Annotated in this window: 15 protein-coding genes; 12 read left to right on the top strand and 3 right to left on the bottom strand. The window is 69.8% G+C overall.

Translation table 11 applies throughout. The annotated features are described in order from the left end of the window. On the bottom strand, positions 1–1840 hold a 1840-nt coding region (locus tag VKA86_01190), incomplete at its 3' end, for a hypothetical protein (protein ID HKK69801.1). A 327-nt stretch (positions 1841–2167) separates the two neighbouring features. Here VKA86_01190 and asnS point away from each other — a divergent pair. From asnS to VKA86_01160, 6 genes are read left to right on the top strand one after another with little or no spacing between them, the layout of a single operon-like run. Continuing rightward, entirely contained in the window at positions 2168–3478 is a 1311-nt protein-coding gene (gene asnS, locus VKA86_01185) for an asparagine--tRNA ligase (protein ID HKK69800.1), read from the top strand. A gap of 43 nt (positions 3479–3521) precedes the next feature. Next, positions 3522–7238, top strand: a complete 3717-nt coding sequence (locus tag VKA86_01180; GenBank protein ID HKK69799.1) for a tetratricopeptide repeat protein — start codon at positions 3522–3524, stop codon at positions 7236–7238. Continuing rightward, a complete protein-coding gene (uvrA, locus tag VKA86_01175) occupies positions 7225–10056 on the top strand; it encodes an excinuclease ABC subunit UvrA (protein ID HKK69798.1) in 2832 nt (943 codons plus the stop codon). Before VKA86_01180 ends, uvrA begins: the two co-directional genes overlap by 14 nt. Before the next feature lie 31 nt (positions 10057–10087). Then, on the top strand, positions 10088–11200 hold the full coding sequence (gene gcvT, locus VKA86_01170) for a glycine cleavage system aminomethyltransferase GcvT (protein HKK69797.1): 1113 nt from the start codon (positions 10088–10090) through the stop codon (positions 11198–11200). Between the two features lie 47 nt (positions 11201–11247). Further along, positions 11248–11622 (top strand): glycine cleavage system protein GcvH, encoded by a 375-nt coding sequence (gene gcvH / locus VKA86_01165; protein ID HKK69796.1) that lies wholly within the window; start codon positions 11248–11250, stop codon positions 11620–11622. Further along, positions 11622–12377 carry an octanoyltransferase gene (locus tag VKA86_01160; protein ID HKK69795.1) on the top strand — a complete coding sequence of 252 codons (756 nt, stop codon included), beginning with the start codon at positions 11622–11624 and terminating at the stop codon, positions 12375–12377. Before gcvH ends, VKA86_01160 begins: the two co-directional genes overlap by 1 nt. Before the next feature lie 11 nt (positions 12378–12388). Here the strand turns inward: VKA86_01160 and VKA86_01155 are convergent, their stop codons facing one another. Continuing rightward, complete coding sequence (locus VKA86_01155; GenBank protein HKK69794.1) at positions 12389–13666, bottom strand: DUF5723 family protein; 1278 nt, start codon at positions 13664–13666, stop codon at positions 12389–12391. Next, complete coding sequence (locus VKA86_01150; GenBank protein ID HKK69793.1) at positions 13663–15708, bottom strand: hypothetical protein; 2046 nt, start codon at positions 15706–15708, stop codon at positions 13663–13665. Before VKA86_01150 ends, VKA86_01155 begins: the two co-directional genes overlap by 4 nt. 210 nt (positions 15709–15918) lie before the next feature. Here VKA86_01150 and VKA86_01145 point away from each other — a divergent pair, with 210 nt between their 5' ends. From VKA86_01145 to VKA86_01120, 6 genes are all read left to right on the top strand, one after another. Beyond that, positions 15919–16887: an ABC transporter permease gene (locus VKA86_01145; protein ID HKK69792.1), complete on the top strand. Its 969-nt coding sequence runs from the start codon at positions 15919–15921 to the stop codon at positions 16885–16887. Further along, entirely contained in the window at positions 16884–17912 is a 1029-nt protein-coding gene (locus VKA86_01140; protein HKK69791.1) for an ABC transporter permease, read from the top strand. Before VKA86_01145 ends, VKA86_01140 begins: the two co-directional genes overlap by 4 nt. 16 nt (positions 17913–17928) lie before the next feature. Beyond that, positions 17929–18951 carry an ABC transporter ATP-binding protein gene (locus tag VKA86_01135; GenBank protein HKK69790.1) on the top strand — a complete coding sequence of 341 codons (1023 nt, stop codon included), beginning with the start codon at positions 17929–17931 and terminating at the stop codon, positions 18949–18951. Positions 18952–18985: 34 nt separating this feature from the next. Continuing rightward, on the top strand, positions 18986–19804 hold the full coding sequence (locus VKA86_01130) for an ATP-binding cassette domain-containing protein (GenBank protein HKK69789.1): 819 nt from the start codon (positions 18986–18988) through the stop codon (positions 19802–19804). A gap of 476 nt (positions 19805–20280) precedes the next feature. Next, the gene (locus VKA86_01125) at positions 20281–23310 is read left to right on the top strand and encodes a TonB-dependent receptor (GenBank protein ID HKK69788.1); all 3030 of its coding nucleotides are present in this window, start codon (positions 20281–20283) and stop codon (positions 23308–23310) included. A 20-nt stretch (positions 23311–23330) separates the two neighbouring features. Beyond that, a partial coding sequence (locus VKA86_01120; protein ID HKK69787.1) for a hypothetical protein occupies positions 23331–24703 on the top strand: 1373 nt, incomplete at its 3' end.

The raw sequence follows: 24703 nt of genomic DNA, 5'->3' as shown, positions 1-24703 counted from the left end.
GTTCCCGCTGGGGGGCGCGACCCTCGATCAGTCCGGCCAGGCTGACCACACTGTTCGGGTGGGGTTGCAGGTGTCGTCCGCGGACGGCGCCGCGCGCGGCGGTGTTCAGGAGCACGATCAGGACGAGCAGGACGACTCCGCAGATCCGGGCCACACCGAAAATGCCCGGGTCGGTCGGTTGCCAGGGGTCGGTCAGCGGAGGTCCGCCGAGGACGATCGCGGTGAGCGAGGCGCTCATCAGCGCGGCCGACCACGTGCCGCGGCGACGGCCTCCGTCGGCCAGTGAACCGGCGCCGGGGAGGATCGAATCGAGCGACGCCATGCGCCGCTGGTAGGCCGCCTCGGCGTCGCGACGCCGGTTGCGCAGCAGGGTGCTGAGGACCATCTCGCTCTTCGCGCGTCGGGCGGTCTGTCCGCAGCCGGAACACAGGACGGCTCCTTCGTGCTCACCGCGGCAGTGACGGCAGGCCAGGGTGCCGCAGTTGACGCATTCGAAGACCATGCGGCGACGGGGAACGACCAGTCCCAGGAACACGCTCAGGCCCAGGATCGCCACGAGCCAGGGTCCCACGTGGGCCGCCGGCACCCCCAGCCACCACCACCGGGCACCGAGGGCTTCGAAGGGGTCGAGGTCGCCGGGGCGGTTCCAGGCCAGACGCCAGGTGTCCGACAACGACGGGCGCAAGAAGTACACGGCCCCGCGGGGTAGCCGCTCCACCTGCTCGGTGACCGCGAAGCCGAGGCGCTGGGCCTTCTCCAGGGACCGACCGCCCTCCTTGAGGAAGAGCTTGTGCAGGTAGGCCTGGCTCAGGTTGTAGAAGGGGACCGATCGCAGGCTGTCGAGGGCGGCCGCGCGCTGGAACCCGGCGACGGCCCGGTCGACATCGCCCAGGAAGAAGTGGTTCGCGGCGAGGTTGTTCGTCGCCGTCACGTCGTCGGGCCGGTGTTCGAGGTGGTCGAGGAGGACGTCCGAACTCTCGCGGAACTCGCCGCGGCGCGCCAGCAGCAGACCTTCGGCCAACAGCAGGTCTGCGTCGCGGGGATGCGTTTCGAGCCGCTCGCGCAATTGGCCGCGGAGCATCTCGGTGGGCGGTTCGTAGGCCGCGCGCTCCACGAGCGCGGGAAGACTCGAGGGGTCCGTTCCCGCGAGCACCGCGGCGAAGGGGCGTGGCCAGAGGGCCTGGATCACCAACAGTCCCAGCAGGACCGACAGGATCGCACGGGGGCGACGGTCGGCGTGCACCCAGATCAGGGGGATCGTCAGGGCCAGCCAGGGAATCAGCCCCCAGCTCGCCACGGCGAGCATCGGTGCGAGCACGGCGGGCCAGAGCAGGCGAGCGGTCCGTCGGCGGTGGCCGTCGCCCAGCACCCGTTGGGCGAGGCGATGGTGGACGAAGGGCAGGTAGCGGAGCAGGAAGGCCACGGACACCCACACCAGCAGGATCCCGATCGCCACGTCGAAGGTCAGCAGAGCGTTGGCCAGGGACGTCGCCTGGTTGCGGTACCCGGCCACCCGGTCGCGCGCGGCCTCGTGGAGCTCGGCCAGGGCCGACAGGCGGCCCGACCGCAGTTCCATCGCGGCGCGTGTACGCCGGGGGGCGTCGAAACGGGGGTCGAGTTCGACGGCCTCGGCGAGCAGGGCCCGGGCGCGCTCGGGGTCGTCCCTCTCGAGGGCGTCGATCGCGTCGCGGTGCAGGAGGCGGGCCGTGGCGAAGTCGTCCGTGTGCTCGCGCAGCCGCTCGCGCCAGTCCGAGGGAGTCAGGCGGGCGGTGTCCGGGAGCATGTCGGCGGCGACGGGTCCCGCCAGGCAGACCAGCACGAACAGGCACGGGATCGACACGACGATCCGGGCTCGGCAGATCCTGCCGGAGGCAGGGATGCTGCGGCACTGCTCGCGTCGGATCACTGGTCGGTGGCCTCCGGGCCCGGGACTCCCGAACGGTTCGCAGGGTGGCCCGGACGCCGTCGACCCCCCTGGCCGAAGGGTCCGAGCAACACGATTCGCGCAATGTTCGTGCCCGCAGGGGGGGGAGGTGGACGACCGAGAGCGCGGGTGTCCGGTTGTCGCTGATCGACCCCTCTCCTATACTCGCTCGTTCGACCCGACGCGGCCGATCGTGGCGCGTCGTTCCCCTGATCGCGCGGACGACTGCTCGGAGACACGCCGATGGCCATCGAACACCTGCACACCTGGATCCAAGACATCGGCCAGCACGACGGCGAAGAGGTCACCCTCCGGGGCTGGGTGCAGAAGAATCGCGTGCTGAAGAAGCTCGTCTTCTGCGTTCTGCGTGACGGCACGGGGATCTGTCAGGGCGTGGTGACCCGGGCCGAGGTCGACGACGCGTTGTGGGAGCGGGCCGTCTCGCTGAACCAGGAAGCGGCGGTGGAGATGCGCGGCGTCGTCCGCGCCGACGCGCGCGCTCCGGGCGGCTACGAGATGCAGGTTCGCGAACTCGACGTGCTGGCCGACGCGATCGACTACCCGATCACGCCCAAGGAACACGGCCCGGACTTCCTGCTCGACCGTCGTCATCTGTGGTTGCGCAGCAGCAAGCAGCACGCCCTGCTGCAGGTGCGCAACACGATCAAGATGGCGATCCACGACTTCTTCCAGGGCGAGGGCTTCACGCACGTCGACGCGCCGATCTTCACGCCGAACGCGGTGGAGGGGACCACGACGCTGTTCGAGACCGAGTACTTCGGGCAGAAGGCCTATCTGACCCAGAGCGGGCAGCTGTACATGGAGGCCGCGGCGGCGGCGGTGGGCAAGGCCTACTGCTTCGGCCCGACCTTCCGGGCGGAGAAGAGCAAGACCCGCCGGCACCTCACCGAGTTCTGGATGGTCGAGCCCGAGGTCGCCTTCGCCGATCTCGACGACATGATGTCGCTCGCCGAGCGCTTCATGGTGTACGTGGTCGGGCGCGCGCTCGAGAAGCACCGCGACCTGCTCGAGGGAGTCTTCGAGCGCGACCTCGCTCGCCTGGAGAAGGTGCAGTCGCCCTTCCCGCGGGTGCACTACACCGAGGCCGTGCGCATGCTGAACGAGGACCTCGACCATCCCTTCGAGTGGGGAGGCGACTTCGGTTCGCCCGACGAGACGAAGCTGGCCGAGCAGTTCGACCGTCCCTTCGTCGTGCACCGCTTCCCCGCGGCGATCAAGGCCTTCTACATGGAGAAGGATCCCGACGACGAGAAACTCTCGCTGTCGATGGACGTGCTCGCCCCCGAGGGCTACGGCGAGATCATCGGTGGCGGGCAGCGCGCCGCGAACCTGGATTACCTCGAGGAACAGATCGACCGTCACGGCTTGCCGCGCGAGGCCTTCGAGTGGTACCTCGACCTGCGGCGTTACGGGACCTTTCCCCACGCCGGCTTCGGACTCGGACTGGAGCGTCTGGTGACCTACGTGGCGGGCATCAACCACCTGCGCGAGACGATCCCGTTCCCCCGTCAGATCCATCGCCTCGGACCCTGACACCGCACGCGGGCGAGCCGCGAACGGTGCGTTGGGAGGAAACGTGAAGCGACCGCATGTCCTCGTCCCGGGGACGGCCCGGATCCTCGTCGGTGTGTTCGTCGCGATCCTCGCGATGGGATCGCCGGTCCCGGCCCAGGACGCCGGGGCGGACGCCGATCGCGATTGGCGATTCATCGAGAAGCTCGAGGAGGACGGCATGGCCGACCTGGCCGTCCGTCAGCTCGAGGAGTTCGCCGGGGACCATCCCGACGATCCGCGGGCTTCCTTCGCGTTGCTGCGAGCAGCCGAGGGCCGTCGGGAACTCGGCCAGACGGTGGCGGCGAACGAACTCTTCGAGCGGCTGCTCCGCGAGTACCCCTCCAGCGAGGCAGCGCCGTCGGCGGCGTTGCAGCGGGCCGATCTGCTGACCGCAGCGCAGCGTTTCGACGAGGCGGCCGAGGCCTATCGATCGCTGTTGTCGGCCTATCCGGCGGCGGACGAGGTCGAGGCGGCGCGCCTCGGGCTGGCCGAAGCGCTCATGGCCACCGGCGACGACGCGGAGGCGCGTCGCCTGCTCGGACGGTTGATCGGCGGGCGTGCCGCGGACGACGTGGGTTCGCGCGCGCTCTTCGATCTGGCGCTGCTCGATCAGCGGGCCGGAGCCGACTCGCTGGCGATCGAACGCTTCGACGCGATCCACGAGCGGTACCCCGGGCGGCCCATCGCCGCCTTCGGTCTCTTGCGAGCGGCTGGCTTGTTGGAGGAGCGCGAGGCGGACTCCGCCGCGCGCACCCGGTACGAACGCCTGCTCGACGGCTTCGGCGAGCCCGTCGTCCGCGCGCGCGCCCATCTGGGTCTGGCCGCCCTGGTCGAGGACGACGACCCGACACGTGCGATGCAGCACTACCGGGCGGTGGCGGAGGAGGGCGGCGGAGCCGCGGACGTCCAGACCGCACTGCTCGGTCTGGCGCGGTCGGCTCTGGCCGCCGGCGAACCCGAGACCGTGCGCGAGGCGACCACCGCCTTCGTCGAGAAGTATCCCGATGCGCCCGGTGCCGATCGGGCGCGCCTGCTCCGTCTGCGTTCCGATCGGGCGGAAGGGCGCGAGGGGGCCGTCGACGCCCTGTTGGCGCTCGGACGAGAGGCCCGCGGTGAGGTCGCGGTCGACGCGCTCGCCCTGGCTGCCGACCTGCTCGAGGAGCGGGGCGACGTCGAGGGGGCGTTGCAGGCCTGGCGGCAGGCCGAGATCGTCGCGCCCGATCCGGCCACCCGCAGCCGCGCGCTCCTGGCCCGGGCACGGCTCTCGGTGGCCCGTGGGCGCCCTTCGTTGGCCGCCGATCTCGCCCTGGCCGCTCATGCCACGGCCGAGCAGTCCGACACGCGGGCCGAAGCCCTGCTGCGGGCCGTCGAGGCCCGCATGGCCGCCGATCGGGACCAGGAGGCGATCGACCTCGCCCACCAGCTCGTGACCGAACACCCGATCACCCCGTGGGCGAGCCGGGCGCGTGTCCACCTGCGCGTCCTCGTGCGTCGGGTGCAGGCCGATCCGACCGGGGCCGCCCTCGAGCTGGTCGACCTCGCCTCGACGGTGCCCGAGGATCCGGTCGACCGGGCCATCGACATCGCCACCGTGCTGCGCGATCGCCTGGACCGCTCCGACGTGGCCGTCACCACACTCGAGGCGGCGCTGGACGACGCGCGCACGCCCCGGCAGCGCGCCCGTCTCGAGATCCAGATCGCCGCGGCCCACCGGCAGCGGGCCCTGGAACTCGGGGTGGACGGTCGCGGCGACGAGGCGCGACGAGCCCTGGACGCCGCGCGAGCGGCCCTGACCGAGGCTGCGGCCCGGACCGCTGCCGAGGAGCAGGCGCGGCGGGCTCGGCTCCAGCTGGTGGCGCTCGACCTGGCGTCGGGGGCACGACCCGACGCACCCTGGCTCTTCGATCCCGACTCGATGCCCCTGCTCGGGGCCGTCGGCGAGGCCGAACGTGTCGATCTGGGCTCGGCGGATTTCGATCCGGCCCGCCGTCGTCTCACCGCGGCCCTCGAGGGTGCGCAGGGTGCCGACCGTGCGTGGATCGCGTGGCGTCTGGCCGAGTTGTCGACCGATCCCGTGGCGGACCGCGTGGCCCGCCTGCGCGAGGAACTGGACGGTCAGGTGCCGCAGGGTCTCGAGCCGGCCCTCCGCGCCGCGCTGGGGTACCTGCTGCTCGAGGCCGGCGAGACGACGGCGGCGGCCCGGGAATTCTCGCGGGTGATCGACCGTGCTCCGAACGGCGCGCTCGCCATGTCGGTCCGGTACGGGTTGGCCGAGGCCCAGCGGGCCGAGAAGCGCTACGCGCAGGCCGGGGAACTGTACGCGGAATTCGCCACGGCCCATCCGCGGACGCAGAAGGGTCAGCGTGCCCTGCTGCTCGCGGGAGACTGTGCGCTCTACGCCGGTCGCTCCGACGAGGCCGTCGCGCGGTATCGGCATCTACTGGAGCGCTACCCGGGCTCGGTCTACGAGGACGACGCCCTGTATCGTCTGGGAACCGCTCTGCAGCGTGCCGGTCGGACGGAAGCGGCCCGCGAACCGTTGCTGACCCTCGTCGAGTCCGACACCGGCTACCGTGGTCGTGCGCTGGCGCGCCTGGGTGCGCTCGAGCGGGATCGCGGGGATCTCGACGCGGCAGCCGAGGCCTACGTCCGGCTCGTCGAGTCCGACCCCGAGCGTGCGGCGGGGGAAGGGGCCTGGCGGGCCCTGGCCTCCGTCGAACTGGAACGCGGGAATCCCGACGAGGCCCTGCGCCGCCTGGACGAAGCGGCAGATCGTCTCGAGCCGGACGCGGTGTCACTGACTCTCAGGGTGGAGGCGGCCGCGGCGGCCGGCCGGCTCGAGGCGGCGGCGTCGGCGCTGCAGAGTCTGAGTCGTGGCTTCCCCGATGCGGCCGACGCGATCGCGGCCGCCCGCATGGACCTCGCCGACGCCCGGGTGGAGGCCGGCGACCCCGAGTCCGCCCTCGAGGACTATCGCCTCGCTGCCACCGAGACCGACGACTCCGTGCTGCGGGCTCGCGCGGAGTACGGGGTGGCCCTGGTCCACGCCCGCGCCCAGCGCTGGGCCGATGCCCGGGAGGCCTTCGCGTCCACCGTCGACATCGCTCCGCGCAGCGATTGGGCGGCCGAAGCCCTGTTCAAGCTCGGACAGTTCCACGCGAGGACGGACGATCCGAAGGCGTCGCAGGAAGCCTTCGCCACGATGTTCGAGCGCTTCCCCGACCACCGGTCGGCAGCCGAGGCGCTCCGTGGCGAAGCGCGCGCGTGGCGTCAGATGAACCGCTTCGACGAAGCGCTCGAACGCTACCACCGGATCCTCGAGGAGTTCCCGGACATCGAGGACGGGGCCGACGTCCTCAGCAACATCGCCTACTGCCACCACGAACTGGGGCGGTACGAGGTGGCGATCGCGGCCTACCAGCGCGTGATGCCCCTGCTCGACGAAGAGGGGCAGGCCTACGCCCAGTTCTGGGTCGCGGATTCCCTGGCCCGCATGGGCCGGCACGAGGAGGCCGCCACGGAGTTCCTGCGCATACCGTATCTGTATCCTTCGCAGGGACAGCTGCCGGTGACGGCCCAGCTGAAGGCTGGCGAGGCCTACGAGATGGTGCCCGACCCGGAGGCGGCACGGAGACTCTACGAACGCGTGCTCGCCCGGTACGGGCCGAACAGCCAGTGGGGGGGCGAGGCGCAGCGCCGTCTCGACCGCCTGGCGGAAGGTGATCGTGGCAGCCGATGAAGGGGCCGGCGAGATCCTCCTGAAGGGTGCCCGGCAGCACAACCTGAAGAACATCGACGTCCGCCTGCCGCGGCACCGTCTGGTCGTGATCACCGGCCCGAGCGGGTCTGGCAAGAGCAGTCTGGCCTTCGACACGCTCTACGCGGAAGGGCAGCGACGGTATCTCGAGAGTCTTTCGGCCTTCGCCCGGCAGTTCCTCGAGCAGATCCCCAAGCCCGACGTCGATCGTGTGGAGGGACTGAGTCCCGCCCTGGCCATCGAGCAGAAGGGCCTGGGTCACAATCCCCGTTCGACGGTCGGCACCGTCACGGAGATCCTCCCCTTCCTCCGCCTCCTCTTCGCGCGTGTCGGGCGGATCGCCTCGGCGGAGGGAAGCACGACGATGCTGTCGGCCACGCCGGAACGCATCCTGGCCGACATCGATGCCGCGCCCGAGGGCGCGCACGTGACCATCCTGGCGCCCCTGTTGCGGGCGCGCCGTGGCGAGCACCGCAAGACCCTGAAGGACCTGCGCAAGCGCGGCTTCGCACGGGTGCGCGTCGACGGCGAGATCCAGCGTCTGGACGAACTGGAGCAACTGGAGAAGGGCAAGCGCCACGATCTGGACGTGGTCGTCGACCGGCTCGTGGCGGGCCGGGGCAAGACGGCGCGTGTGCGGGCCAGCGTGGAGACGGCGCTGGAGCTGGGCAGGGGACAGTTCGTGCTGCACGTCGGCGGCGAGCCCGAGCGCACCTACAGCCGTCGGCTGCAGGCGTCCGGTGAGGAAGGGCCGACCCTCGAACGGCTGGAGCCGCGGCTCTTCTCGTTCAACACGCCGGCGGGCGCGTGCAAACGGTGCCAGGGGCTCGGGCGCAGCCGCAACGTCACGGCCCAGCGGATCGTGCCCGATCCCGAATCGAGCATCGCCGACGGAGCCCTCGCGCCGCTGCGCGGTCGCAGCCCGAGCTTCGTGAACGAGCAGGTCGACTACCTGGTCCAGGAACTGGGCGGTTCGCTGTCCACGCCGTGGCGCGACCTCGACTCCCGGATCCAGCGGGCCCTGATCGACGGCACCTCGGGCGAGGAATTCGCGGAACTGCGCGACGAGGCCGAGGGTCACCGTCGGTTCCTCGCGGACTTCGAGGGCTTCCGCTCCCTGATCGAGCGCCGCTATCACAGCACGCGCAGCGCGCGGATCCGGGCCTGGTGCGAGGACTTCATGGAAGAGGTCCGTTGCCCGGCGTGCGAGGGCTCGCGTCTGTCGGTGCTCGCCCGATCGGTGACCGTCCACGGGATCGATCTCGGCTCCCTCTGTGCGCAACCGGCCGAACGCCTCGACCGAACTCTGGACGGATGGGAGTTCCGTGGCAGTGCGGCGGTGGTGGCCGCTCCTCTCCTGGCCGAGATCCGTCAGCGGGTGCGTTTCCTCGTGGAGGCCGGGCTGGGCTATCTGTCGGTCGACCGCGGCGTCGACTCGCTCAGTGGCGGCGAGGGCCAGCGCGTCCGTCTGGCGACGCAGGTGGCCGGGCAGCTGACCGGTGCCCTCTACGTCCTCGACGAACCGAGTATCGGTCTGCACGCCCGCGACACCGAGAAGCTGGTGGACCTGCTGCACCGGCTGCGGGATCGCGGGAACACGGTGGTCGTGGTCGAGCACGACCGCGAGATCATCGAGGCCGCCGACCATCTCGTCGACATCGGCCCCGGAGCCGGCGAGCACGGTGGGCGCGTGGTGGGCGAAGGCCCGCCGGACGTATTGCGCGACAACGCCGAGTCCCCCACCGGGCGCTGGCTCGCGCGCCCGGTGAGCCGGTCGGACCACCCGGAGGCTCCGGAGCCGGAGCATTGGCTGCGCGTGCGCGGTGCCCGTTCCCGGAACCTGAAGGGCGTCGACGTCGAGATCCCGCTGGGCCGCCTGGTGGCGGTGACCGGTGTGTCGGGCAGCGGCAAGAGCACGGCGATCCACGACGTCCTCTACCGCGCGCTCGCCCGACAGCTGCACCGTGCCACCGCACGTCCGGGGGACCACGACACCGTCGAAGGCGTCGAGCACCTCAAGAAGGTCGTCCTGATCGACCAGGGAGGCATCGGGCGCTCGCCGCGCAGCACACCGGCCACCTTCACGGGTCTCTACACGCACCTGCGCAAACTCATGTCCCAGACCCCGCAGGCGCGCACGCGCGGCTTCGGTCCCGGACGATTCAGCTTCAACACCAAGGGCGGACGGTGCGAGACCTGTGCGGGGGCGGGCGTGCGTGCGCTGAGCATGGACTTCCTGCCCGAGGTCTCGGTGGAGTGCGACGTGTGCCGCGGGCAACGCTTCAACCGTCAGACGCTCGAGATCACCTGGAAGGGACACACCATCGCCGACCTGCTCGACCTCGACGTCGAGAGTGCGCGGCGCCTGCTCGGATCCGTGCCGCCGATCGAGCGGGTTCTCGAGACCCTCGACGCGGTCGGACTCGGCTACCTGCGTCTGGGCCAGCGGGCCGACACGCTGAGTGGTGGGGAGGCCCAGCGCCTGAAGCTGGCCCGCGAGCTGAGTCGCCCTTCGCAGGGTGACACCCTCTACCTGCTCGACGAGCCGACCACCGGCCTGCACTACCAGGACGTGGAGATGTTGCTCGGCGTGCTGCGTGCGCTGGTGGAACGCGGCAACACGGTGGTCGTGATCGAGCACCAGCCCGACGTGATCCTGGCCGCCGACCACATCATCGATCTGGGACCCGAGGGTGGCGAAGAGGGCGGGAACATCGTGGTTGCTGGTCCGGTGGAGGCGGTCTTACAGTGTGCCGGTTCGTACACCGGAGCCATGCTCCGGCGCATGCTCGACGCCTGACCGCCGTCCTCCTCCGCCCGCCGGGTCCTCCATGTCCGAACTCCGCACCACTCCGTTGACCGACTGGCACCACGAGCACGGTGGCAAGATGGTCGAGTTCGCCGGCTACTCCATGCCCATCCGCTATCCCGACGGGGTCATCACCGAGCACAGGGCCGTGCGCGAGACCTGCGGGATCTTCGACGTCAGCCACATGGGTGAACTCGAGGTCCGCGGCGCGCAGGCGCGGGAGAACGTGCACCGTCTGGTGACGAACAACGTGAAGAAGCTCGAACCGGGGCAGGTGTCGTACTCGGCCATGTGCACCGACGCCGGTGGGATCGTCGACGACGTCCTGGTGTACTGCCTGACCAACGAGCGTTTCATGGTCGTGTGCAACGCGAGCAACCACGAGAAGGTCGCGGCCTGGGTGGGCGACCGGCTCGAGGGCGACGCCGCTCTGCACGACGAGACCTTCGACACCGCGCTCTTCGCGGTCCAGGGACCGCGCAGCCTCGACGTGCTGAAGTCCTGGCCGCGCGCCGCCGCCCACGCCGACGTGCTGGACGCCCTGGAGTACTACCACTGCACCTTCCTCGACCTCGACGGGGTCGACGTCCTGCTCAGCCGCACCGGCTACACCGGCGAGAAGGGCTACGAGCTCTACGTTCCCACCGAGCACGCGCGCACGCTGTGGGAGGAGCTGCTCGCCGCCGGCGCCGACCACGGACTGCGACCGATCGGTCTGGGTGCCCGCGACACGCTGCGCCTCGAGGCCGGCTATTCGCTCTACGGCAACGAACTGTCCGAGGACGTCACGCCCTACGAGGCCGGCATCGGCTGGACGGTCAAGTCGAAGGCCGGTGACTTCCACGGACGCGACGTGCTGGTCGAACAGAAGGAAGCCGGCGTGCCGCGCCGCACCGTCGCCCTGAAGCTGACCGGCCGGAACATCCCGCGCCAGGGCGCGACGGTGCAGGCCGACGGCGAGGACGTCGGGGTGATCACCAGCGGCAGCTTCTCCCCCGTGCTCGAGTGCGGCATCGGTCTGGCCCGCGTGGCCACGCCGGCGCTCGAGCGCGATCTCACCGTGGACGTCCGCGGAAAGCAGGTGGCGGCGGAACGGGTCCGCCTGCCCTTCGTTCCTTCCCGGGTGAAGGACTGACCCCGAATCCGATCCGCGAGGATCGGGTCTGCGCAGGAGCCGGAGACATGCGACCGAGCGATCGCAAGTACACGAAGGAACACGAGTGGGTGCTCGAGGAGGACGACGAGGTCACGGTCGGGATCACCGACTACGCCAGCGAGGAGCTCGGCGACATCGTGTACCTGGACCTGCCCGAGGAGGGGGTGACCATCACCGCCGGCGAGTCGATGGGCAGCATCGAGACGGTCAAGGCGGTCGAGGAGATCTACGCCCCGGCCAGCGGTGAGATCAGCGCCGTGAACGGCGACCTCGCCGACGCTCCCGAGAAGGTCAACGAGTCGCCCTACGAGGACGGCTGGCTGGTGAAGATCAGGGACGCCGCCGACTTCGTCGAACTCATGAGCTCCGACGAGTACGACGGGATGGTCTCCGGCAGCTGATGGGTACCGTGGCCCGGCGCCTGCGCTGGTGGGTGGACACCCCGGCGCCGGGCGCCGTCAACATGCAGCGCGACCGCGCGCTCCTTCAGCGCGCCGAGTCCGAGCCGGACTTCGACCCTTGTCTGCGGCTCTACGCCTGGGACCCACCGGCGTTGTCGCTCGGATTCCACCAGGACGACGCCGAGGTCGACGCCGGCGCGCTCGCGGCCGCGGGATTCGGGCTGGTGCGACGTCCGACCGGCGGCGCGGCGGTGCTGCACCACCGCGAGATCACCTACGCCGTGGTCGCGCGGCTCGGGGTCGAGGGTCTCGGCCGTCGCGTGCTCGAGATCCACGATGCGATCGCCCGCGCCCTGAGTTCTTCGTTGATCGAACTCGGGGTCGACGCCCGGCGGGGCGGTGGGGGAAGACCGGACGGTTTCGCCTGCTTCTCGGCCGCCGGTGGGCACGAGATCACCGTCGACGGACGCAAGCTGGTGGGCAGCGCGCTGCGCCGCACGCGCCACGCCTTCCTGCAACACGGGAGCCTGCTCACCGGCCCCGGACACGAGCAGTTGCCGCGCTACCTGCGCGGAGAGCGGACGCGTTCCGAGGCCGGGGTCGAGTCCTTGCGGGTCCGGACGATCACGCTGGACGACCTCGACGCCAAGGATCTCGACGCCACGGAATGGGGCGAGGCCTTCGCCCGTCGTCTGGGCGAAGGCCTCCGGACCGGCGTCGAGCGCGCACACGACGCCGAGCACCCGATCGGCTGAACCGACACGGGTCAGAACTGCAGGCCCGTCCCGATGGCCAGCGAGACGCCGCGTGGCGAGCCGGGCCACCACTCGCCGACGGTCGAGGCGGCGACGTCGAGCCGGAAGCCGACGACGTGCACACCGAGCCCGGCCGAAGCACGCTTCGCACTGCGTCCGCCCACCGAGATGCCCGCGCGCAGCGGCAACCACGACAGGGCGCGCCACTCGGCGCCAACGCTCACACGCGGCGTGGTCGTGGCCCCCGCCCGCGTGGCGAAGCCCTGCTCGTACTCCAGACCCATGCGCGTGCGGGCGGTGACCCGGCTCACGCCCAGGTTCAGCACGCGCGGGAGGTCCACCGTGAAGGGCGCGGCCTCGAGGACCTCGTCGTCGGACTGCACGAGGTCCTCCTCGTTCTCGGTCTCATCGATCGTCTCGAGATCGAGGGTGTCGACGGTCGCAACGAAGGTGCGCAGCTCGAGGTCGCGGTCGAAGTGCACCTGCGCGAAGGCGTTGTGGACGGCAAGACTCGCGCGCCAGTGCGGACCGAACTCGGTGGCCGCCCCCAGGTCGAGCCCGAAGCCCGCCCCCGGCCCGGCCGTCCGCAGCTGTCCACGGGCCTCGCCCCGGATCCCGTCGGTCCGGGTGACGAGATTGCCGTCGACCTCTTCGAGGCGGGCATAGGCGAGTCCCTGCAGATAGGCCATGCCGAGGCCGACGTGGATCGGGCCCCAGCGGCTGTGTCCCACGGTGACGGCGGTGCTCACGCGAGCGGTGGCCAGACTGATCGCCTCGCCCCGGGCGTCGTCGAAGGTCATCGAGTCGGCAGTCGCGTTGCCCATGAGCAGGAGCTCGAAGACGTCGTGCGGGAGGTTCGTCGTGGCGTCGGCCAGTCCGCTGAAGGTCACGGCGACACGGCCCACCTGCACACCCATGGCCGATGCTCCGAGGTGCGCCTCGGCGGTGAGGCCGTCGGTCGGGATCGACGTGAGGATCGCACTCTTGTCGGCGTCGTCGAGGTGGCCCTTCATCGACGCGTTGTACAGATCGAGGTCGATTCCGTTGTTGCCGACCAGGGCCTGCGTGCTCAGCAGTTCGATCGCCACGCCGGGGTTGTCGAACCAGGCCAGGTTCGCCGGATTCGCCTGGGCGCCTTCGACCCCGTCCACCGTGGCGGTCACGGTCCCGGCCATGCCGGCCGAGCGTACCGAGCCGGTGCCGTGGGCGGTGGTCGTGCAGGCGACGAGCGCGAGGCCCGCCAGCACTGCCGCCGTCACCCGGCGCTGGATTCGTCTCGGGTGGCTCATTCTTCCACGTCTCCCATCAGGATCCGGGCGCGCAGGAAGCCCCGGACCCGGACTTCGTCGGTCGAGCGCAGTGTGACGAACTCGCCGTCGGTGCCGGGGAGGACCAGGCGCACACCCTGCCACGCGAAGGGCTGGGTGATGGTGCCCACGTCCTTCTCGGCCACCTCGACCACGGTCTTCGAGACCACGCCGTCGCGGCCGCCGTCGGGACGGGCCGGGCCGGCGGCCGGGATCGTGATCGGCCCGAGTTCGAGCTCGGGGCGCGTGTGGGTGCTCGTCGAGTCCGAGGCGATGCCGATGTACGCCACCGCCTCGATCGGCAGGGTGCTCGTGACGTCGGCCTCGAGGGTCAGGCCGATGAGGCGCTGGTCGAGGTCGCGACGGGTGCTGTCGTCGAGGTCGAGCTCGGTGGCGTCGCCATTGATCTCCTGGGCCAGCAGGGCAACCGTCATCGGCGCCCGGATCGCCCAGCGCGCGGCCACCGAGTCGCTCGAGGCCACCGTCCCCTCCGACACCCCGTCGCCGACGCGGGCCGTGCCCGAGAACACCACCGTCTCCGGCAGGTTGTTCAGGAACGCGACCACGTCGCTGTTCTGCTCGTCCAGCACGACGTTCACCAGCTCGGGGTCGCTCCCGCTCACGGCCGGCAGGTCGATCTCCGTGTCGAGCGGGACCATCCCACCCTGGGCGTTCGTGCCCTCGACGTGCAGACGGATCGCGATCGGCATGCCCAGGGAGGTGGTGAAGCCCAGCGCCAGCTCCGCGCGCTGAAGTTGCAGGTCGTCGAGGTCGTCGGGAATGTCGAGGTCGGTGGTCTCGGGCTCGAGGTCGATCGTGATGGGGTCGACGATGCCCGTGACCGAGCGGAACGACAGCGCGATCGGATCGACGGTCACCCGGATGACGTCGGTCGAGGAGATCTCGACGTAGGCGCCCTCGGTTCCCGGCACGTGCACGTCGGCCACGACCTCGAGGTCTTCGCCGGGACCGCCGTCGAAGGCCAGGGTGTAGTCGGCCAGTTCGATCGTCCGGGTCTCGCTGGTCTCGGCGTCCAGGGGCAGGACGATCTGCAGCGGGTTGCCCGTGGGAGAGACGAAGGCTCCGATGTCGATGGTGGCCACGGCGTCCAGCGGTAGGTCGTTGCGCACGCGGAAGCTCAGCCGGCCCTGCCCGACGACGGCCGAACGGATGCGGACCGAGTCGGGCATCTCGACCGCGGTCGTGTCGCGGAACTCCTGGGGTCCGAAGCTGGCCTCGGCCGTGGCCACCTCGAGCGGGAGGGTGGCGACCTCGACCGCGAGCCGGGCGTCGGCGTCGACGGTCACCGGCGTCGGACTGCCGGAGCTGCCGCCGACCAGCGTCACGTTGACCGAGTCGGGCAGGGTCCGACCGCTCAGGTCGAAGATCCGGTCGAAGGTGGCCCCCGAGGGGATCGCGGCGTCGACGGTGAAGGCGAGGACGTCACCGCCCGTCTCCGGATCGACGAGCGCGATCCGGAGCTGCTCCGGCGGGGACGTCCCCCCGACGGGCACGGGGAGTCCGTTGTCGACGAGCACGCGAAGCCCGCCGCTGGCCAGGGTGGCCGAGCGGAAGCCCGGGATGTCCTGGGGATCGCTCGCAAGGTCGAAGGTGAACGGAGGCACCGGTACCGCCATGCCGTCGACCATCTCGGCGTCGGGGTACAGGTCGCCCAGACGATGGTCGAATCCGATCGGATCGCTCGCGTCGAGGCCCACGTTGCCGATCGCGGCGTCGAAGCCGAAGCCGTCGACCTCGACGTCGAGCTCGTCGCCCACCGACACACCGTCGATCTCACCGGACGCAGTCAGCGAGATGGAGCCGTCGGCGCCCACGACGAAGTCGGGTTCGTCCTCGACGATCTCGGCGACCGTCTCCTCGTACTCACCGAGCGGGATCAGCCACTCGGTCTCGTAGGTGGGCAGGGTCGGTTCCTCGATCGTGCAGCCGTGCAGGAGCACGAGCAAGCACGCGGCGACCGTGACGGCACCCGTTCGGGGGCCGCAGAGGCGGGGGCGAGGCACGTCGGACGCTCCCTGATGTCGAGCTGTGGTGCGCGGCCACGCCGAATTCGCCGGCACGGCACGTCTGGAGTCGTGCTGTGGGGTATCGTACGCCGGGCCGGAGAACTTGAGGGAAGAGGTGGTGAGGAACGTGCATCGGTGGCACGGGCGGGGATCGCGCTTGACGCCGGAGCGCGGCTGACGCCACCTTGCCGGGTCCCACGGGGTGCCATGACGGTCTACGTTCTCCGACGCCTGCTCTCCTCCCTGCTCCTGGTGTGGGGAGTGCTCACGGTGACCTTCTTCGTGGTCGACCTCGCGCCGGGTGATCCCGTGGATCTGTGGGTCGGTCCCGAGACCACCATCGAGGACGTCGAGCGGCTACGGCAGGCCTACGGTCTCGACCAGCCGGCGCCCGTACGCTACGTGCGCTGGCTGGGTTCGGTGTTGCAGGGCGATCTGGGCATCAGCCTGACGCGGCAGCGTCCGGTTGCCGAGATCCTCGCCGACGCGGTGCCGCGCACGCTGCAGCTCACGATCGCAGCGTTGATCCTGCACTTCGGCGTGGGGACCGCGCTGGGTCTCTGGTGGTCGCGCCGGCGTGATCGTTTCGGCTCGCGCGCGACCGACGTCGTCTCGCTCGTCCTGTACAGCCTGCCCGCCTTCTGGCTCGGCCTCATGCTCCAGTTGTTGTTCAGCTACCACCTGCGCTGGCTGCCCAGTGGGGGGACCCCCATCGCTGCCCTCGACGAGGTGGGACTCGGCGTCTGGCTGGTCGACCAGGTCCGCCACCTGGCCATGCCCGTCTTCGTGCTGGGTCTCGCGGGGACCGCGTCGGTGGCGCGGGTGCTGCGCAGCTCGATCCTGCAGACGTTGCAGGAGGACTACGTGCGGACGGCCCGGGCCAAGGGCCTGGATCCGGGGACGGTCTTCGGCAAGCATGCTTTCCGTCCCGCCTCGGTGTCCCTGGTGACGTTGATCGGTCTGGGCATTCCCTTCCTGCTCAGCGGTGCGGTGGCGACCGAGGTCGTCTTCGGCTGGCCCGGAATGGGCCGGGTGACGGTCGAGGCCCTGTTGGCGCGCGACCACCCGGTGATCCTGGCCACGACCGCGGTCTCCGCGGTCATGGTGGTCGTCGGCAATCTCCTGGCGGACCTGGCCTACGCGTGGGTCGATCCGCGGATCCGGACGCGGACATGAGGGCGCGGATGTGGATCGTGGGGACCGCGCTCGGTCCGCTCCTGCTGATCGTCCACGGGGTGGAGGCCGTCGATCTGCTCCTGGGCCGGGACGGCGCCACGGGGCTGGTGGCCGGATGGGGCGCGATCGCTTGGGGGGTCCTCGGGTCCCGCGCCGGCGTGCGCGACCGCGCGCGCCGGGTCTGGCGGCGGCTGGACGACCCCCTGGCACGCGCGGGGGCGGTGCTGTGCCTCGGGCTGGTCTTCGTGGCGGTCTTCGCGCCGCTCCTGTCGATCCACGCGCCCGACGTTCTCGGCGACCCGGTCGCCGATCGCTACGCCCCGCCGAGCGCGGAGCACTGGATGGGCACCGACCTCCTGGGGCGCGACCTCTACAGCCGCGTGGTCCACGGGGCCCGGGTGTCGCTGGGCATCGCCGTGGCCAGTGTCGTCATCAGTGTCGGACTGGGGCTCGGCGTGGGTGCGGTCGCAGCGTGGACGGGCGGATTCGTCGACGGTCTCCTGATGCGTCTCACGGATCTTGCTCTCGCGTTCCCGCGCCTGTTCCTGGTGTTGTTGCTCGTCGCGTTCGTCGAGCCGGGTCCCGCGTGGATCGTGTTGGCGCTCGGCGGTACGGGCTGGATGGGCATCGCGCGCGTCGTGCGCGGACAGGTGCTCCAACAACGCGAGGTCGAGTACGTGCTGGCGGCGCGGGCCCTGGGCCTGGGCGAGACCGCGGTGGTCGTGCGCCACGTGCTGCCCGCGATCCTTCCGCCCGTGCTGGCCCTGTCGACGCTCCGGGTGGGGAGCGCGATCCTGGCCGAGAGTTTCCTCAGCTTCATCGGCCTGGGCGTGCAGGATCCGTGGGTGAGCTGGGGAATGCTGATCCGCAGCGGGCGGGACACGCTGCTCGACGCCTGGTGGCTGGCCCTGTTCCCGGGGACGGCGATCGTGCTCACGGTGCTCGGCTTCAATCTGCTCGGCGACGGTCTACGCGATGCACTCGATCCGCGCCCGGCCCCCGGGACCGGAACCCTGGACGACTGAGGGAGGCGACGCCGCCATGGATCCGATCAACGCGCCCGACGACCGGACCGTTCTGCGCGTGCACGATCTCGTGGTCCGACTGGAGGTCGAGGGCCGCCGTGCGCACGCCGTCGACGGGGTCGACCTCGAGCTGCGTCGGGGCGAGACGCTGGCCCTGGTCGGCGAGAGTGGATGTGGGAAGAGCCTGACCGCGCTGGCCGTGCTGAGGCTGCTGCCCCGGCCCGTGGCGGGGATCGCGCGGGGACGGATCGAGTACGGGGACCTGGACCTGGTGACGGCTGCGCCCGCGGCCCTTCGGCGGGTCCGCGGAGGGGAGATCGCCATGATCTTCCAGGAGCCCATGACCAGCCTGAACCCGGTGTTCTCGTGCGGCGAACAGATCGCCGAGGTCGCGCGCCTGCACCTGGGTCTCGGACGCCGCGCCGCCCGCGACCGCGCCGTCGGACTCATGGAACAGGTCGGGATCGATCGCCCGGCCGAGCGTGCCCGGCAGCTCCCGCACGAGTTGTCCGGAGGGATGCGGCAGCGGGTGATGATCGCCATGGCCCTGGCCGGAGAGCCGAAGGCGCTGCTGGCCGACGAGCCCACCACGGCCCTCGACGTCACCACGCAGGCGCAGATCCTCGACCTGCTCGACCGCCTGCGCGAGGAGTTCTCCCTGGCCGTGCTGCTGGTCACCCACGATCTCGCGCTGGCCGCCGAGCGGGCCCAGCGTGTGGCGGTCATGTACGCGGGGCGGATCGTCGAGACCGGGCCGTGCACGGCGGTCTTCGCCGCTCCGGCGCATCCCTACACCCTGGGTCTCCTGGCGTGTCGGCCGGTGCTCGGCCGCCGGCAGGAGTCCCTGCCCGCGATCGAGGGACAGGTGCCGGACGTGTTCGAGCGTCCACCGGGCTGTTCCTTCCACCCGCGCTGTCCCTTCTCCGTCGAACGCTGCCGGACCGACGAGCCCGGAGCGTCGGAGATCGACCCCGGCCACGCCACGGCGTGTTTCGAGCACGATGCGGTGCTCCGGAAGGGGGCCTGGACCGATGCCTGAGCCACGGATCGATCCCGGTCGACCACTCCTCTGCGTGCGCGGCCTCCGCAAGGTCTACCGGATGCGGGGCGGGCTGCCCTGGCGTCCCGCCCGCGAGGTCGTGGCCGTCGACGGCGTGGATCTCGACGTGATGCCGGGCCGCACGCTGGGGTTGGTCGGCGCGAGCGGTTCGGGGAAGTCGACGATCGGGCGCTGCGTGCTGCGGCTCGTGGAGCCCACCTCGGGGTCGGTCGAACTCGGCGGGGTCGACATGCTGTCGCTGGGCAGATCGGAGCTCCGAGGTTTCCGCCGCCACGCCCAGATCATCTTCCAGGACCCCTATTCCAGTCTGAATCCGCGCCTCACGGTGGGGGCCGCGCTCGAGGAGCCGCTGCGGGTGCACGGCGTGGGGGACCGCGCCAGTCGTGCCCGCCGCGTGCGGGAGTTGCTGGAGATGGTGGGTCTCCGTCCGTCCCACGCCGATCGCTATCCCCACGAGTTCAGCGGAGGACAGCGGCAGAGGATCGGGATCGCGCGCGCGCTGGCGCTCGACCCCCGTCTGATCGTGGCCGACGAACCCGTGTCGGCGCTCGACGTGTCGGTCCAGGCGCAGGTCCTGAACCTCCTCGCCCGGCTCCAGCGTGAACTGGGCCTGAGCATGCTGTTCATCGCCCACGACCTGGCGGTGGTCGAGCACGTCAGCCACGAGGTCGCCGTTCTGGACGCCGGGCGCGTGGTGGAGCGCGGGTCCGTCGACGAGGTCATCGCCCGGCCGCAGCACGAGGTGACGCGCCGTCTGCGCAATGCGATCCCCGACGGAGCGCTGGGGCGGGAGTTCGGTTCCGGAGCCGATCCGGGGAGTGCGATCCCGTGAGGTCGCGCGCAGCAGGCCTGCCCGGGAGGCTCCCGACTCGTCCCGGCGCTTGCAAACTCTTGGGGATCAGGGACTTGAGGCTCGTTGCACCGGGTTGACACGACTTTTTCCGCCCCGTATATTTCGCTCCGGATGTCGGACCTCGGGTCCACCGCGGGCTCACCCCGCGGCCGCCGGGCCTCCCATCTCGCCACGACGGGGTGCCCGAATCAGCGGTTGCCGTACGGGAACGAGTCTGGACGCGTGGGACGGATCTGCCCCAGGGTGGCCCGTCGCTCGCTTCGCGTGGGCAAGAGAGCCGGAGTTCCGAGATCGTCCCCTACCGTCCGCCCCACCCGGACCGATGAGATCGGGGCCCTGTTCGATGGATTCAACGCATCACTGCCCAGCGGTGTTCCGGCACCCGCGCCGATCCCCCGTGGACGCTCCCTTGGGCTAGAAGACGGAGCGAGAGGTCCGTGCGAAGGAGCTCAGTCATGCCGCAAAAAGGTCGGCTCGCGCCATTTCACCGCTGGGTCGCGGCGATCCTTCTCTGTGTGGGTCTGTCGTTCGTCGCGACGAACGACGTCCTCGCCCAGGGGGTGGGGGGTGTGCGGGGCGTCGTCCGCAATGCCGAGACCGGCGAGCCGCTCGACTACGCGAACGTCGTCCTCGAGAAGGTGCCCGAGGGAACGCAGTGGGGCGGAATGTCCCTGGGTGGCGGGCGTTTCTTCCTCCGGGGGGTCCCGGCGGGCGAGTACGTGCTCCGCGTGCTGTACTTGGGCTTCAAGCCGGTCGAGGACAGGATCACGGTTCCGGCCGGCGAGACGGTCAGCGTCGAGTACGACCTCGAGGTGACGATCGCGAAGACCTTCGACGCCTTCGTGGTCGAGTCCCGCGCGATCATGGTCGAGGTGAAGGACACCGAGACCGTCTACACGATCGGCAGCGAGGACCTCACGGACTACGCGGTGGACACCGTCGAGGAGGCCGTCGCCCGTCAGGCCGGCGTCGTCAGCCGCGGTGGCGAGCTGCACGTGCGCGGCGGGCGCTCCGGCGAGATCTCCTTCCGCGTCGACGGCGTGGCGGTGGACGATCCGCTCGGTGGCTCGGCGATCTCGGTGTCGACCTTCTCGGTCGGGAAGATCGAGACGGTCACCGGTGGCCAGGATCCCGAGTTCGGGAACGCGTTGAGTGGCGTGGTGAACATCCAGACGCGCGAAGGCAAGCCCGACGACTTCGAGTTCAACGCCCGCTTCACGACCGACGACTTCGGGCGCCAGGACCGGACCTTCACCAACTACGATCGCTTCGAATTCGGTTTCGGTGGCCCGACCGGCCTCGTCGACAACCTGACCTACTGGGTCGCAGGCGACATGGTCTTCACCGACAACGAGAACTTCAACCGCGCCTTCCGTCCCGAGACCAAGGTCGAGCTGTTCGGGATGGAGCTGTTCAAGTACCGCCGTCGTCAGCGGAACGACGTGAAGGGCTCGCTGAAGCTGGCCTACAACTTCGACGAAGGGCGCAAGAAGATCACCGCCGAGTACATCGGCAACTACACGCGGAGCGAACCGTTCCTGTTGAACTGGGACACCCAGGGCTACGTGCGGCAGCTCGTGCGCCTTCCCCTGCTGATCGATCTCGGTGATCGCCTGGTGTACGACGGCGGCTACGGCACCTTCTTCTACGGTCCCTGGGTCGACAACATCAACAGTCTGGCCGTGACGCGGCCGGTGACCACGGGGACCGGCTCCGGAGCCCGGACGCAGCCACTGCCCATCCTCCGCCTGCGCGACATCCGTGGTACCGAACGCGTGGCGATCGCGCAGCCGGTCTTCGTCGGAGCGCGGTCACCGGACGGTCTGTTCAGCACCGTCCCCGAGGACTCGAGCTACCAGTTCGTGAACTCGGCGGATCTGGGTCAGCAGAACCAGCGCTACAGCGAGCAGTTGAAGCTGTTCTGGCGTCAGACCCTGACCGACGACACCTTCTACGAGCTCAAGCTGTCGCGCGTGTCCTTCGACCTCCTGCAGGACGTCCGTGACGATGCGTCGCAGTTCGACTATCTGCACGGCGGAATGCGCGGCCCCGACATCTTCAACGGAGATACCCAGCAGTACATCGGTCAGCGGGACTACTACAGCGATCCCGACAATCCGGTGTTCGTCACCACGGGCAGCGACTTCCCTGCCTACAATGACCAGCGCACGACCCAGTACACGCTCAATTTCGACATCACGAGTCAGCGTTACGCGGGGCACAAGCTGAAGGCCGGCATGCGCGTGGTCTACAACGACCTGGCGCGGGAGTCGATCAACAATCCGGGCGTGATCTCGGAGAACCGTCTGACCGGACAACCGCAGCAGGGCACGTCGCGAAACATCTTCCAGACCTTCAATCCCGAGGCCTCGTTCTATCTGCAGGACCGGTGGGAGTACGAGGGCATGGTCCTGAGCGGGGGCTTCCGCTGGGACATGTTCTCGCCGGGGAGCGAGGCACAGATCGAGGTCGACAACGAAGAGCTCGATCGCAACGTGTTCAAGTACAAGCACCAGATCAGTCCGCGTCTGGGCTTCGCGTTCCCGATCACGGACAAGGACGCGTTCAATTTCCACTACGGGCGCTTCGTGCAGTTCCCCGGCCGTGACGTGCTCTTCGCGAGCCAGGCAGTGGTCGGCAACTCCAGCACGCTGGGCAACCCGAACCTGGATTCGGAGCTCACGATCCAGTACCAGGCCGGCATCAAGCACCAGTTCAACGACTTTCTGGCGGCCCAGTTCGCGGTCTACAACAAGGACATCTTCGGGTTGATCTCGGGGACGCAGGTCGTCGACGAGGCCACGGGTGGCATTCTCGCGCGTTTCATCAACCGCGCGTTCGGCAACGCCCGTGGGGTCGAGCTCACGCTCGAACGGCGATTCCACAATCGCTGGGCCTTCGAGCTCGCCTACACCTATGCCTTCGCCGACGGTGTGGCGTCGAGCCAGGAATTCGGTTCGAACCCCAACGGCCTGGAGTTCCTGCCGAACCAGGAGCTGCCGTTGGACTGGGACCAGCGGCACTCGGTGGCCATGAACCTGCGGATCGCCGAGCCCAACAAGTGGGCAACGGCGATCACCTTCGACTACGGCAGCGGATTCCCATGGACGCCGTTCTTCCGGTTCGAGCGTCGTCAGGATCCGCTGCTCGAGAACAGCGCGCGGTTGCCCGCGACCTACAGCCTGCGGATCCAGGCCGAGCGCAACGTGAACTTCTACGGTCAGAACCTGACCGTCTACCTGCAGGGTCTCAACCTGCTGAACGAGGACGCCGTCGCGTCCCTGCAGCCGGGCCTGTTCCCGGGCGTCGGTGTGAACAATGCCGCCGAGGCGGGCGTGGCGTACCTGACCGAGACCGGCAAGTACGGCAACGCGTACCTGCAGGACGTCGACGGTGACAACATCGACGACTTCGTCCCCCTGAACGATCCCCGCGTGTTCTCACAGCACCGACTCTTCCGGGTCGGCATTGGCTGGCAGTTCTAGGCGGCGAGGAGGCGTAGCGAATGACGATGCGTTCGAAGGCTACGGGGTGCAGCCCGTTCCGTCGCGGACTCGGGCGAACCGGGGGCATGCTGGCCGCGGCGCTGATCCTCTCGGTCGGCTGGGTCCCGACGGCGTCGGCGCTCGAGTACGGTCCCGATGGCGAGGTCGTGCAGCCCGATGTCGGGCGTGGAGACGCGCGCGGTGCCTTCACGCTCGACGGAGAGTTCGTGCACAACGTGGGTGAGATCCAGCTCCACATGACGAACTGGGGTCTCATCGGATCCCTACCGGGCGTGAACTGCAGCTTCTGCGATGCTCCCTCGGCCATGTGGCCCGCCGGCAGTGGCGTGGACTACCTGTTCGAAGCGGCCTTGTGGGTCGGTGCCCTGAAGAACTCGGTGCCCGTGGTGACCACCGGCCGACCTGGGGGCGCCGGCACCGAACTGCGCGCGAATCCGAACGATCCGCTCGACACGATCTGGGCGTCGCAGCAGGGCGCGCCGGGGGGAGCGCGGTTCCCGGACCCGAACTTCGACGACGATGGGGACGGCCTCGAGAACGAAGATCCGTTGAACGGTCTCGACGACGACGGCGACGGCCTGATCGACGAGGACTACGCCGCGATCAGCAACCAGCACTTCCGCACCGTGTTGCGCGACGACGATCCGCTGATCATCGAAGCCAACCCGGACCACGAACCGCTGAACATCCGTGTGATCCAGGAGAGCTTCGCCTGGGAGAACGACAACGTCGACGACTTCATCGGCTTCGAGTTCACGATCGTTCCGACCGAGAACTTCTCCGTCGACCTGCAGGACGTCTACGTCGGCCTGTACGCCGACTGCGACATCGGCCCGCGCGGGTCCGGTGGCATTGCGCAGGACGACATGCCCGGGTTCTTCGACGGTCGCGTCCGCGCCATCGATCGCTCGCTGGTGCCCATCAGCGTGGCCTACATGTACGACCAGGACGCCGACGGCGGGCAGGCGGACGGCTACATCGGCATCATGTACCTGGACCACCCGATCGATCCGCTGGGCGTCGAGGCGCCGGTGGAGGTGGGCATCACCAGTTTCCAGCAGTTCGCCGGCAACCAACCCTTCGACCGCGGCGGCGACCCCGGCAACGACGCCGAGCGCTACGAACTCCTGTCGCGGTTCGAGTTCGACCCCTTCCCGGCGCCGAGTGAGGAATCGAAGGCGAACGACTACCGGATCCTGATCTCCACCGGACCCTTCTCGGGTCTCGTGCCGGGCGACGAGCTGAAGTTCCAGATGGGCATGGTGATCGGTTCGGGTCTGGCGGGCTTGCAGCGGAATGCGGCCGAAGCGGCGTTGACCTACTTCGGGAACTGGTTCGATCGGGACCTCGACGAGGAGACCGGCGTGCAGGG

This window comes from Candidatus Krumholzibacteriia bacterium (genome assembly GCA_035268685.1).
Classification (GTDB): domain Bacteria; phylum Krumholzibacteriota; class Krumholzibacteriia; order JAJRXK01; family JAJRXK01; genus JAJRXK01.
This window is presented reverse-complemented; position numbering and strand designations above follow the sequence as displayed.

Bases quoted from the DNA above. Each gene is read 5' to 3' on its own strand.
- asnS (HKK69800.1), top strand. From the start codon at position 2,168: ATGGCCATCGAACACCTGCACACCTGGATCCAAGACATCGGCCAGCAC.
- gcvT (HKK69797.1), top strand. From the start codon at position 10,088: ATGTCCGAACTCCGCACCACTCCGTTGACCGACTGGCACCACGAGCAC.
- gcvH (HKK69796.1), top strand. From the start codon at position 11,248: ATGCGACCGAGCGATCGCAAGTACACGAAGGAACACGAGTGGGTGCTC.
- VKA86_01160 (HKK69795.1), top strand. From the start codon at position 11,622: ATGGGTACCGTGGCCCGGCGCCTGCGCTGGTGGGTGGACACCCCGGCG.
- VKA86_01155 (HKK69794.1), bottom strand. From the start codon at position 13,666: ATGAGCCACCCGAGACGAATCCAGCGCCGGGTGACGGCGGCAGTGCTG.
- VKA86_01145 (HKK69792.1), top strand. From the start codon at position 15,919: ATGACGGTCTACGTTCTCCGACGCCTGCTCTCCTCCCTGCTCCTGGTG.
- VKA86_01140 (HKK69791.1), top strand. From the start codon at position 16,884: ATGAGGGCGCGGATGTGGATCGTGGGGACCGCGCTCGGTCCGCTCCTG.
- VKA86_01135 (HKK69790.1), top strand. From the start codon at position 17,929: ATGGATCCGATCAACGCGCCCGACGACCGGACCGTTCTGCGCGTGCAC.
- VKA86_01125 (HKK69788.1), top strand. From the start codon at position 20,281: ATGCCGCAAAAAGGTCGGCTCGCGCCATTTCACCGCTGGGTCGCGGCG.